An 11,320-nucleotide genomic window follows, 5' to 3' on the forward strand; every position below is an offset into this window, starting at 1 on the left:
TTCACTCTGCGTACAGTAGCATAAAACCAACTGCATCCATACAATGACGCATTGACCGTATTACGTATTTTTAAGGAGGAAAACGGATGAAATACGATCTTTTCTACCAGTTAAAAGACTACGCACAACAGCCCCCGGAGCAGTTCAATGGACAGCCAGAGTCCAATGACAGGCCTGCTTCATCATCTCCTGCTATCCAGGAGCATTTCACAGGGAGCACAGATCCTGTACCAGTACCCGCTCTTTCCGTTTTTTATTCCAGGTAAAGGCCATTCCTTAAACCAGGGGAATCCAAACATCTCTGCCATGAAACGCTCTTGCTGGTCATAGATGCCTGGCACCCCCAGTATGTACTGCCCGTCTGTCTGCCTGCACAACAAAATATATCCGAAATGACTGTATCCATGCTGCAAGAAACGATTATTACAATATACGCAGTTTTTTCTGCAAATCTGCCTTAAATCCCCTGGGCAAATCCTCCAGCATTGATCACAGTCCGGGAATAAAGCGGGGCTCTCCTCTGCTTCTTCCTGAATAGACTCTGCCTGAAGTTCTCTGCCTTTTGATTCTTTTCTTGCTTCCCCCTCTTGCTGCTGTTCATTTTCCTGCTTTTTATTTTTCTGTTGCTCGTTGTCTTGCTTTTTGTTTTTCTGCTGTTCGTTTTCCTGCTTTTCGTTTTTCTGCTGTTCATTTTCCTGCTTTTCGTTTTTCTGTTGTTCGTTGTCCTGCTTTTCTGATTCCTGTTTTCGTTCTGAAATTTCCGCCAAAACCCCTTCGTTCTGCCCTGTCTGTTCATTTTTTTCCAGTTTCTGAAAATGATCCGGCCGGATAGGCAGGTCATCCCACTGAGTTCCCATAAAAGCCCCTGTGTCTGTCTCCAGTATCATTCCACACAACTGGTCCAAACCGACCCCTGCATCTCCCATATTCCCTGCATCAGCCTTCAGCACATTAACAGCAGGATCCCTACTGATCTGAAGACTTCCCAACCAAATTCCAAGTATCAGTCCTTCCTTTCGGATAAATCCATAAATACTGCAGTGTTCCATCTGCTTCTCTTCATGCAGATGAATTTCCATGGTACATTTGCCTTCTCGCACTTCCAGCTTTATAAAGCCACAATTCTCTGCTTTTCTTCCATTTCTGTATTCATATACATATGCAATAAATCTTCTATACCCGTTCAAGTTATTGCCCCTTTTGATTCTCGCTTCATTAATATATATGAACCATCTCTGGAATCATGAAATTAATTTCATTTAATGCTTGACAAACCTTTCAGAAATTAATATAATATCACTTGCAGTTGACGAAGCGTGGCTCAGTTTGGTAGAGCGCTGCGTTCGGGACGCAGAGGCCGTGGGTTCGAATCCCGTCGCTTCGACTACTTATAGAAGCCTGAGAGCATTATGCTTTCAGGCTTTTTCATTTTATTTCAGACGCTTGATACAAAGGAGAATAACTATGGATACCATCACCGTCAGAAATGCTGTTCTTGAAGATGCTCCCCGCATTCTGGAAATCTATTCCTATTATGTAAAGCACACAGCCATCACCTTTGAATATGTAGTTCCAACCTTGAAAGAATTTCAGATCCGCATGAAAAACACTATGCAAAAATACCCATACCTGGTAATAGAACAAAGCGGCCAGGTACAGGGCTATGCTTACGCTGGCTCTTTTGTAGGAAGAGCTGCCTATGACTGGTCTTGCGAACTTTCCATCTATCTGGATCGCAATGCCAGAAACTGCGGCCTGGGACGCAGGATTTATGATGCTCTGGCAAACCGTTTAAAAAAAATGGGGATCCTGAATCTGTACGCATGCATTGGTTATCCCCAGACAGAAGATGAATATCTTAGCAAAAACAGTCAGCAGTTCCATGCCCATCTTGGCTTTCAGACTGTGGGGCTGTTCCATAACTGCGGTTACAAATTCGGTCGCTGGTATGACATGATCTGGATGGAAAAAATCATTGGAGAGCATAAAGCAGATCAGCCACCTGTTCAGTTTTTCAGGTAATCAAACGCAATTCTTGGTGTGCCATCATCTGTGTGGATGATCCCACATTCACGAAATCCATATTTCTGTAAGGCTCCCTGCATGGGCTTATTATTTTCGTGAGTATCGATCCTTATATAATCTATTATCTTTGTGCAAAAATCAAAGCAGGCCTTTGTCAGTCCGCGGGTGCTTCCATCAGAAGCTACACGATGGACTGCTCCGTAAGGCAGATCGCTGTGCCAGGTTCCCTGCCGGATTTCCTGATATGTAGGATCCTCCCCCAGGATAAAAGCAAACACACCGGCAATCCGCTCCTGCTTCACGCATACATAAAAATTCCCTTGTTCTATATCTTTCCGGATCAATTCTTCCGGCGGATAAGTCTGTCCCCACTGAGACGCATTCCCCTGCTTCTTCATAAAACTGCGGGCCAATTCATATATCCCCATGATCTGTTCCAGGTCTTTTATTTCTGCTTTTCTGATAATCATCTGCTTCCCCTCCCGGTGCCGTTCTCTTGTTGTCAGCTGCTGCCAAGCTGGCCTATCAGTTATGTCATCCCAGCCGTTACGCCTGTCTGTTCAGTTATGCCATCCCAGACGTTTTACGCTGGCATGTACGCTTCCTGTGATCCAGTCCACGTCATTTGTGATCCAATCCATGATCTCCAGCTGACGTTTCTCCCAGGCAATGGTTGCCTCCCGTGCTTCTGGTGTCTCTTCTGTTTCCATAGAAGTATCAATCTCATTATATCCGAAAATATATCCGCCTGCGCTCCAAATAGTAAAATTACTGTCTGGTCCTGGATCCACCTGATCTCCACGCTGCCGGATCAAAGCATCATGGCGTGCCTTATATTCCTCTGCGCAGCCATCCTTCAGTTTTGTCATAAAGACCCTGTGACGGATCATTTCTTTATTCTCTCTTACAACACCATAATTATAGTACATAAGCCGCATATCTTCCCCAGGCACAGACAACCAGGTAAATGTATCTTCCAGCTGACTGATCAGTTTTTCCTTTGTTGTCTGTGACTGCTGGTCCAATTCCTTATTCCGGTCTTTTTCATAATATCCAAAGATCAGATCCTCTGCATTCCAGATACTGAAATTTCGAATCCGAGCAGCATCCAGAAACGCTGTCAGCTCTGGCCAGATTCTCCCAAGCTTTCTCCTGTAATCATTCATTCTTCCTTCTTTTATCTGCATAGCAAATGCATGTCTTTCCATTTCTTTACCCCCAATTCTATATCGCTTAATTCTTTACCAGTGTTTTTATCATAGCACATTCCGTTTTTCTTTTATATGTTTTTATAATCTTTTCGCAACCCTTTTTCGCAGCCACCATATGGATACCTCAGTCTTACAGACATAACATTAACAGATCATGTAACGTACATTGGAATGTACGCCTTTTACAAGCGCAACAGCCCTAGATCTCTCACCTTACAGGAATACACTGCTGCTATTGGTGATTACGCTTTTGCCTATTGTACCGGCCTGACCAGGAGTATTTATGTAACTGTCCAGAGCCAGCCTGTAAGAACCACTAAGATCACTATAGTGGTTCAGTTGTCATCCTAGGTACATCAAAAGTTAAGTTTCTGCTATATTGACGCAGAATGGTTTCTTCATATGCAAGGCGTAGCGGTGGCTACGGCGACCGACGCCAACGCAGCAGATGAAAAATCAAACAAGTCAATATGGTAGTTACTTAATATTCGATGTACTAGTACAGTGAATATTATTTTTCGCCAACTAACGGATTCCATGTTATTACTCACCAATCATTAGAGGAAAAGCCCTCACAGCTTAGATAGCTCTTTTTCACAAAGATATTAATTATCTTATTATCGTTAAATATATGTCTTTATTATCTTATCAAAATATTAAATATATCATATAATGTCATAAAGTGTTGAAAAAGGAGTTTGTTTATGATAAATGAAGAGACTTTTGCCTCAAGATTAACATCCTTACGAGAACAGAAAAAAGTGTCTGCCAGAGAAATGAGCCTGGATTTGGGGCAAAATGGCAGTTATATCAACCGAATTGAAAACCGAAAAGCCTTCCCTTCCATGCAGTGTTTTTTCTATATATGCGACTATTTACAGATATCTCCTGCTGCTTTTTTTGATGATACCACCAAAGTCCCACATGCACTGGATGCACTTACTGAACTGCTAAAAACCCTGTCTGTAGAACAGCTTGAGCTAATCGCCCAGATTGCCCGGGAATTTTCCGCAAAATAAAACATCCATCCAAAAAAAGATACCGAAAACAAAACTCTTTTCTTGTCCTCAGTATCTTCTTTCAAATGTCTTTTATTTACTGGTCTTTTATTTACTGATCCTTTATTTACTGATCTTTTCTCATTTTAATCTATTATTCAAACTCCACAGTTCCTGTCGGCTTCGGTGTAAAATCGTAAAGCACACGATTGATACCAGCAACCTCATGTGTAATACGATCTGTAATATGGACCATCAATTCATGGGGAATCTCAGCAACAGTTGCTGTCATAACATCGGTAGTGCATACTGCACGAACGATACAGCACCACTCAAAAGAACGCTTTCCGTCTTTGATTCCGGTAGATCTGAATTCCGGAACAACCGTGAAATATTGCCAGATTTTCCCTTCCAGTCCATTCTTTTCAAATTCTTCACGAAGAATTGCGTCGGATTCGCGTACTGCTTCCAAACGATCACGGGTAATAGCGCCCGGACAGCGAACACCAAGTCCCGGTCCCGGGAACGGCTGACGATAAACCATACCATGAGGAAGACCAAGCTGGTCACCAACAACACGGACCTCATCTTTAAAAAGGATTCTAACAGGCTCTACAAGTTCAAAATCCATATCTTCCGGAAGCCCGCCGGCATTATGATGTGCCTTAATACCTTCTTCAGACTCAAGAATATCCGGCCAGATCGTACCCTGCGCCAGGAATTCAATCCCTTCAAGCTTTCTTGCTTCTTCAGCAAAAACTTCAATGAATTCTCCGCCAATAATCTTTCTCTTTGTCTCAGGATCTTCTACTCCTGCCAGTTTATCAAGAAAACGATCCGTAGCGTCCACATAAACAAGATTTGCATTCATCTGATTGCGGAACACTTCAACCACCTGCTCTGGCTCACCCTTACGAAGCAGGCCATGGTTAACATGGACACATACTAACTGCTGGCCAATTGCTTTGATCAGAAGTGCTGCAACAACAGATGAATCCACTCCACCAGAAAGTGCAAGAAGAACCTTCTTATCTCCCACCTGCTCTTTGATCAATTTAACCTGTTCTTCAATAAATATCTGTGCCAGCTCCGGTGTTGTAATTCTTTCCATATCAGCCGGTCGTCTGATTTCAGTAACGTTCATTGGAAATTCCTCCTCATCCATTAGGTTTTTTTCAATGCCGATTGATTGTCACTTAATTATAAATGACAGGAAAATATTTGACAACCTTTATTTAATATCTATTCTAAAGCATCTTGCTTCATGTACATCCCGCCTTTCTGCTTGCTCACGGTCATAATCTTTGATATCCATAATGACGAAACATTCTCAGTCATTCTTGGTCAGCTATGGCTTCCACATCCATGCTCGCCACATGTATGTCCTTCCCCGTGGCTGTGCTCATGGTGAGAACACTTAACATCTGGATTATAATCCAGTGTTTCATTAATAAAAGCTTCTACTGCTTCATCCGCATCTCCGGAAACTCCTCCAAAAAGCTTAATACCGGCTGCCGCTAATGCTGTCTGTGCGCCACCTCCGATTCCTCCACAAATCAGAACATCTGCATTTAATGCATTAAGGACTCCCGCCAATGCACCGTGTCCACTTCCATTCGTATCTACTACTTCTGAATATACGACTTTTCCTTCCTCTACATCGTAAATCTTAAATGTCTCTGTGTGTCCAAAGTGCTGAAAAATCTTTCCATTTTCATATGTTACTGCTATTCTCATTATACCTTCTCCTTTTTCCGCTGCATATTTTTGATGAATCTCCTGCTTGTAACATCCTCCAAGTCCACAGTTACTGCTCTGACCATCACAGATTCTGAAATCTCCACCTTCTATTCTGAGTGGATGTCCATCAATGAGTGCATCTGCTATTTTCTTCCTGGCAATCTCGTAAATTCGTTGAACAGTTGTTCTTGCGACTTGCATAGATGCTGCGCACTGCTCCTGACTATAACCATTCTTATCCAAAAGCCGAATTGTCTCGTACTCATCTACCGTCAGAACAATAGGTTTTTTTATCTCCGTATCATCTACCGGAAGAAATTCTAAAACATTGGGGAAATGGCAGACTTTTCTGCATTTTACTGGTCTCGGCATAAACTGCTCCCTTCTTTCTTTTCTTATATATTATCTTCATAAAGAGCATATGTCAATAATGTTTTTTGGCATATGTCAATTATCCGATTGACTCATTTCAACGAAACAAGTATACTATGTTCATAAAGGAGCTACATATTATGAATTTTGAAAATTACTTTCCAATATGGAATAAATTAACTACAACGCAGAAAAACCTAATTTCAGATAGTTTAATCACACAGCATGTAAAAAAAGGAACGATCATTCACAACGGAAACCTGGATTGCACTGGATTATTACTGGTTAAATCCGGACAGCTTCGAACTTACTTACTTTCAGATGAAGGACGGGAGATTACCCTTTACCGTCTATTCGATATGGATATGTGTCTCTTATCCGCCTCATGTATCATACAGTCCATTCAATTTGAAGTAACCATTGAAGCAGAAAAAGATACTGATCTTTGGATCATCCCTGCTGAGATCTATAAGAGTATCATGCAGGAATCTGCTCCCGTCGCAAACTATACCAATGAATTAATGGCTACCCGTTTTTCTGATGTCATGTGGTTGATTGAACAAATCATGTGGAAGAGTTTGGATAAACGTGTTGCTTCATTTCTTTTGGAAGAAACCTCTATCGAAGGAACAAATGAACTGAAAATCACTCACGAAACCATTGCCAGCCATCTTGGTTCACACAGGGAAGTTATCACTCGAATGCTTCGATATTTTCAAAGCGAAGGTCTCGTCAAACTCTCCCGTGGCAAAATCACCATCCTTGATTCGAAAAACCTGGAAATACTCAGAAAATCATAATAGTATTTTTTAATAATCCATACCACATGCATATGACCTTTCGATCAGCGCACGGTCATTGACCACTGCATCGTAGAAACGGAATCCGCCGGAGAAGTTGTATGTTTCATGTCCATTTCCTTCCAGAATACGGCTCGCAATATAACTGCGCAGCCCACTCTGGCATATCAGATAAACAGGCTTTTCCTTCTCAACTTCATTGATACGTTCCCTCAGTTCATCTACAGGAATGTTTTTAAATCCATTAATATGTCCCCTGTTAAATTCACCTATAGTTCTCACATCCAGCAACACAGCACTTTTATCTTTAAAGATTCTATCCATATCTTCCAAATGCCATTGTTTTAAGGTACCTTTTGCTATATTATCTATCATAAATCCAGCCATATTTACAGGATCCTTGGCAGAGGAATACGGCGGTGCATATGCCAGATCCAGATCTTTCAACTGGAGTGCATTCAGCCCTGCATGGATCGCTGTTGCCAGCACATCAATACGTTTATCAACGCCTTCATATCCAATAATCTGAGCACCAAGCAAGCGATAAGTCTCCTTTTCAAAAACAACTTTCATGGTCATGACTTTTCCGCCAGGATAGTAACCGGCATGACTCATAGGAGAAAGAATTACTGTATCTACCTTTAATCCTGACTTTTTGGCATTGGTTTCATTGACGCCTGTAGTAGCTGCTGTCATATCAAATACTTTGATAACAGAGCTTCCCTGACTGCCCAGGTAACGACTATCACCGCCACAAATGTTATCAGCGATAATCCTACCCTGTTTATTGGCTGGACCAGCCAAAGAAATCAGCGCATTATCACCCGTAACATAATGTTTTACCTGAACTGCATCACCTGCAGCATAAATATCCGGTACAGAAGTTTCCATTCTGTCATTCACTACAATACTTCCCTTGATACCAAGTTCCAGACCAGCCTCTTTTGCTAACGCTGTGTCTGGTGTAACTCCGATCGCCAGTACTACCATATCAGCATGAAGGGAGGGATTATCTTTCAATAGAATCTCCACTCCGTTGTCTTTTTCTTTAAATCCTTCTACTGTATAGCCCAGTACCAGTTTTATCCCATGCTTTCTCATTTCATTATGGATCATGGATGCCATATCTGGATCAAAAGGATTCATCAGCTGCTTAGGCCGCTGGACAATCGTAACATCCATGCCAAGCTCCCTCAAATTTTCTGCCAACTCTAAGCCAATAAAGCCACCACCAGCCAATACAGCAGATTTGGGATGATTCTTATTAATATATTCCTTGATTCGTAAAGTATCTTCTACTGTACGAAGTGTAAAAAGTTTATTAATGCCTACTCCAGGAAGCTTTGGCTGTGTTGGCTTAGCGCCTGGAGAAAGGATAAGTTTATCATAATTTTCTTCAAATGTTACACCATTCTTTAAATCTTTCACTAAAACAGTTTTACGATCCGGATATATGGAGATAACTTCATGATGAATTTTCATATTAATACGGAAGCGTTTAAAAAAACTCTCTGGTGTCTGTAATGTAAGTTCTTCCGGATCTGTGATCACGTCTCCAATATAGTATGGAAGACCACAATTCGCATAGGAAATGTATCCTGATCTTTCAAATACAGTAATTTCTGCATGTTCATCCAGTCTGCGTATTCTTGCTGCGGCTGTAGCTCCTCCGGCTACACCACCTACTATTATTACCTTCATATTATTTTCCACCTTTCCTGAATAAGCAGCAATGCCACCTATATTATCTCCTTGTCTTTCTCTTTTATGAATTTATTATAATCCAAAATTCATATATTTTCTGTGATATCATCACGTTCTGTACTGGCTGATACAAAATCAGGGATTCTTTTTTAAAGCGCAAATAAAAATATGTGGAATAATAGCAAGCAAGCAGTCTTCTTGTATAACTTTATATTGTGTGCGGATTCATTATTCTATCTCCCACTGAACAGCGATCGCTCTAACCGGAGAACCATCACATCCAACTAGTTTCATTGGTAAGGCAATAACATACGGATTTTCAAAATCAATTTTATCAAAAAAAGCCCAGTTTTCTCCTATCATTAATCTATTTTCTGAAAACAAATCATGTACCGGAAATTCTGTTCCACCTGTTTGATCAGCATTAATAGTATCAATACCGATAAAACGAATACCTTTATCTACTAAAAACTTCGCAACTTCTCCATTTACATATGGATGATGGAAAAACTCTTCTGTCCCACGTTTTTTATACCAGTTTGTATTGAATAATACAACTTTACCCTCTGTTATGTCATTTTTATATGGTTCAATATCTTCCATTGTAATTGCTTCATCTGCTTTCTTTTCAGTAACATGTACAACCACTGCGTCTCCTAAAAAGAAATCCAGTTCCATATTATCAATAGTTTCTCCAGTATTTGAAAAATGATATGGTGCATCAACATGTGTTCCAGTTTGCGTTCCCATTACTAATGTTGATAAGTTATATCCTTCTTTTTCTAAAGTTGTTGCAACTGTTACAGATGGTTCCGGATCTCCCGGATAAATTGGTGTATCAGCTGTAAACTCCCATGATAAATCAACTATTTTTTTTATTTTTTTCATTTGTATATCCCTTTATTTATCATTATATGCTTTTATAATTAAGTTCAAATAATCTTCCTTTGTGATTTTTCTTGCGTTGTCAGCAGACAAAACATTATTTGCTGATCGTTCAGCTATAGTTTCAAAATTCTCTTCTGTAATACCTTTTATATCTCTAATTGTAGGTATATTTAATTTTCTATTCAATGCTTTAACATATTCTACGGTTTTTAATGCATATTCTTCATCTGTCATACCATCTTCTCTTTTGAGTCCCATCGCACAAGCAATATCTACAAAGCGCTCTGGACAAGCTGGAATATTATATTCCATGACATAAGGTAAGAACAAAGAGTTGGCAACTCCATGAGGTGTGTCAAACCAAGCTCCTACCGTTTCCGCAAATGCATGTACAGCTCCAACATTTGATGAAATAAATGACATGCCGCCAATTGTACTTGCGATCATCATATTTCTTCTTGCATTTCTGTCACTTCCATCATTATATGCTTTTTCCAGATTTTCAGAAATCATAGAAATACCTTTAAGTGCTAAAGCATCTGTAATAGGCTGATGCACTTGTACTGTATACGCTTCTATACAATGTGTTAATGCATCAACTCCGCATGATGCTGTCAAAGATTTTGGTAAACCTAATGTAATTTCAGGATCACAAATTGCCAGTGTAGGAATCATGTGAACAGGGTCTCCTACTGTCATTTTATACTGTCTTTTTGTATCTGTAATAACTGCACACCATGTAACTTCAGCTCCTGTTCCAGAAGTAGTAGGAATACAAATGAGTGGCAATATCTTCTTCTCTAATTCTGTGTCTCCCCATTCTATTGTAGTTTTTCCATTTGTTACAACAGCGCCAACAGCTTTTGCTTGATCCATAGCTGAGCCCCCGCCAAGAGCTATTAATGCATCTACGTGGTTTTCTTTTGCAAATGCAGCCATTTCATCACAGTCTTCAGCTCTTGGATTCGGTTTTACATTTGTCAATAAATAATTCACAACATTTTCTTTGTCAAGGCTATCCTTCAGGACTTTATAGTGCTCAGAGGATGCTAAAAAAGAGTCTGTAATTACAAGAACTTTTTTAAAGCCTAAATGATTACACTCTTCGCCTACTGTTTTTAACACTCCGTATCCCTCAACTATACGCGTGGCATGAAAAAAATTATTTGTATCTAACATGGTTGGTCTCCTTTTTTCTTTTGTTATTTTTCATTATATGGTATATACTTACTATATACTCAAGCCTTTTTTGTAATTTATTATTTATAAAACATTCATATAGGAGCGAACAAATCAGCAACATGTACAGAATACTATTAATCCCTAGCGAATTATCAAACATTTCAGGACTTTCAAAACAAACTTTATTGTTTTATAAAAAAAAGATCTTTATCTTAGAGTTTAAAAATGAAAAAAGTATCGTTTTTATAGCTTAGAACAAATAGATATTATAGTTACTATACAGACATTACAAACAATTAGTTTATCTTTAACAGAAATTCAAAATATTCAAGAATGCCTCGGCATTCTTGCTGCGAGGTGCGCGTCATGCAATTGCATGACATACTTCTCCTGCGCACCT

At 39.9% G+C, this 11,320-nt stretch carries 11 protein-coding genes, 1 tRNA gene and 1 pseudogene; 5 read left to right on the top strand and 8 right to left on the bottom strand.

Annotation, left to right across the window (positions count from 1 at the left end; genetic code table 11):
- Nucleotides 1-182 precede the first annotated feature (182 nt).
- Nucleotides 183-1,187 carry a DUF6128 domain-containing protein gene (locus tag AB5916_RS16010; protein ID WP_368191770.1) on the bottom strand — a complete coding sequence of 335 codons (1,005 nt, stop codon included), beginning with the start codon at nt 1,185-1,187 and terminating at the stop codon, nt 183-185.
- A gap of 123 nt (nt 1,188-1,310) precedes the next feature.
- Between AB5916_RS16010 and AB5916_RS16015 the strand changes: the two genes are divergently transcribed.
- Together AB5916_RS16015 and AB5916_RS16020 are read left to right on the top strand one after the other, a co-directional pair.
- Nucleotides 1,311-1,384, top strand: a tRNA-Pro gene (locus AB5916_RS16015).
- Nucleotides 1,385-1,464: 80 nt separating this feature from the next.
- Nucleotides 1,465-2,022 carry an N-acetyltransferase family protein gene (locus AB5916_RS16020; RefSeq protein ID WP_368191772.1) on the top strand — a complete coding sequence of 186 codons (558 nt, stop codon included), beginning with the start codon at nt 1,465-1,467 and terminating at the stop codon, nt 2,020-2,022.
- On the opposite strand, the gene AB5916_RS16025 is transcribed toward AB5916_RS16020, so the two are convergent.
- Nucleotides 2,007-2,495, bottom strand: a complete 489-nt coding sequence (locus AB5916_RS16025) for an N-acetyltransferase (protein ID WP_368191774.1) — start codon at nt 2,493-2,495, stop codon at nt 2,007-2,009. The genes AB5916_RS16020 and AB5916_RS16025 overlap by 16 nt on opposite strands.
- A gap of 90 nt (nt 2,496-2,585) precedes the next feature.
- Nucleotides 2,586-3,233 (bottom strand): L-rhamnose mutarotase, encoded by a 648-nt coding sequence (locus AB5916_RS16030; RefSeq protein ID WP_158422557.1) that lies wholly within the window; start codon nt 3,231-3,233, stop codon nt 2,586-2,588.
- Between the two features lie 138 nt (nt 3,234-3,371).
- On the opposite strand from AB5916_RS16030, the pseudogene AB5916_RS16035 reads away from it, so the two are divergent.
- Nucleotides 3,372-3,587: pseudogene (locus AB5916_RS16035) on the top strand (leucine-rich repeat protein); the annotation flags it as partial.
- 353 nt (nt 3,588-3,940) lie between these two features.
- Nucleotides 3,941-4,255, top strand: coding sequence for a helix-turn-helix domain-containing protein (locus tag AB5916_RS16040; RefSeq protein ID WP_368191776.1), 315 nt, complete (start codon nt 3,941-3,943; stop codon nt 4,253-4,255).
- 133 nt (nt 4,256-4,388) lie between these two features.
- Here the strand turns inward: AB5916_RS16040 and guaA are convergent, their stop codons facing one another.
- Nucleotides 4,389-5,345 carry a glutamine-hydrolyzing GMP synthase gene (gene guaA, locus AB5916_RS16045; RefSeq protein ID WP_334292249.1) on the bottom strand — a complete coding sequence of 319 codons (957 nt, stop codon included), beginning with the start codon at nt 5,343-5,345 and terminating at the stop codon, nt 4,389-4,391.
- A gap of 233 nt (nt 5,346-5,578) precedes the next feature.
- On the bottom strand, nt 5,579-6,346 hold the full coding sequence (locus AB5916_RS16050; RefSeq protein WP_368191778.1) for a NifB/NifX family molybdenum-iron cluster-binding protein: 768 nt from the start codon (nt 6,344-6,346) through the stop codon (nt 5,579-5,581).
- Nucleotides 6,347-6,462: 116 nt separating this feature from the next.
- On the opposite strand from AB5916_RS16050, the gene AB5916_RS16055 reads away from it, so the two are divergent.
- On the top strand, nt 6,463-7,146 hold the full coding sequence (locus AB5916_RS16055) for a Crp/Fnr family transcriptional regulator (protein ID WP_368191780.1): 684 nt from the start codon (nt 6,463-6,465) through the stop codon (nt 7,144-7,146).
- Nucleotides 7,147-7,155: 9 nt separating this feature from the next.
- Here the strand turns inward: AB5916_RS16055 and AB5916_RS16060 are convergent, their stop codons facing one another.
- The 3 genes from AB5916_RS16060 to AB5916_RS16070 form a co-directional block, all read right to left on the bottom strand.
- Nucleotides 7,156-8,847, bottom strand: coding sequence for an FAD-dependent oxidoreductase (locus AB5916_RS16060; protein ID WP_368191782.1), 1,692 nt, complete (start codon nt 8,845-8,847; stop codon nt 7,156-7,158).
- 231 nt (nt 8,848-9,078) lie between these two features.
- The gene (locus tag AB5916_RS16065; RefSeq protein ID WP_368191784.1) at nt 9,079-9,738 is read right to left on the bottom strand and encodes a cyclase family protein; all 660 of its coding nucleotides are present in this window, start codon (nt 9,736-9,738) and stop codon (nt 9,079-9,081) included.
- Between the two features lie 12 nt (nt 9,739-9,750).
- Nucleotides 9,751-10,917 carry an iron-containing alcohol dehydrogenase gene (locus AB5916_RS16070; protein WP_368191786.1) on the bottom strand — a complete coding sequence of 389 codons (1,167 nt, stop codon included), beginning with the start codon at nt 10,915-10,917 and terminating at the stop codon, nt 9,751-9,753.
- Nucleotides 10,918-11,320: the final 403 nt, after the last annotated feature.

The organism is Blautia sp. 1033sp1_1033st1_G9_1033SCRN_220408 (genome assembly GCF_040929965.1).
Classification (GTDB): domain Bacteria; phylum Bacillota; class Clostridia; order Lachnospirales; family Lachnospiraceae; genus Blautia_A; species Blautia_A ammoniilytica.

Excerpts from the sequence above, each read along its gene's own strand:
- AB5916_RS16020 (WP_368191772.1), top strand. The coding sequence starts at position 1,465 with ATGGATACCATCACCGTCAGAAATGCTGTTCTTGAAGATGCTCCCCGC.
- AB5916_RS16025 (WP_368191774.1), bottom strand. The coding sequence starts at position 2,495 with ATGATTATCAGAAAAGCAGAAATAAAAGACCTGGAACAGATCATGGGG.
- AB5916_RS16030 (WP_158422557.1), bottom strand. The coding sequence starts at position 3,233 with ATGGAAAGACATGCATTTGCTATGCAGATAAAAGAAGGAAGAATGAAT.
- AB5916_RS16040 (WP_368191776.1), top strand. The coding sequence starts at position 3,941 with ATGATAAATGAAGAGACTTTTGCCTCAAGATTAACATCCTTACGAGAA.
- guaA (WP_334292249.1), bottom strand. The coding sequence starts at position 5,345 with ATGGAAAGAATTACAACACCGGAGCTGGCACAGATATTTATTGAAGAA.
- AB5916_RS16050 (WP_368191778.1), bottom strand. The coding sequence starts at position 6,346 with ATGCCGAGACCAGTAAAATGCAGAAAAGTCTGCCATTTCCCCAATGTT.
- AB5916_RS16055 (WP_368191780.1), top strand. The coding sequence starts at position 6,463 with ATGTTCATAAAGGAGCTACATATTATGAATTTTGAAAATTACTTTCCA.
- AB5916_RS16060 (WP_368191782.1), bottom strand. The coding sequence starts at position 8,847 with ATGAAGGTAATAATAGTAGGTGGTGTAGCCGGAGGAGCTACAGCCGCA.
- AB5916_RS16065 (WP_368191784.1), bottom strand. The coding sequence starts at position 9,738 with ATGAAAAAAATAAAAAAAATAGTTGATTTATCATGGGAGTTTACAGCT.
- AB5916_RS16070 (WP_368191786.1), bottom strand. The coding sequence starts at position 10,917 with ATGTTAGATACAAATAATTTTTTTCATGCCACGCGTATAGTTGAGGGA.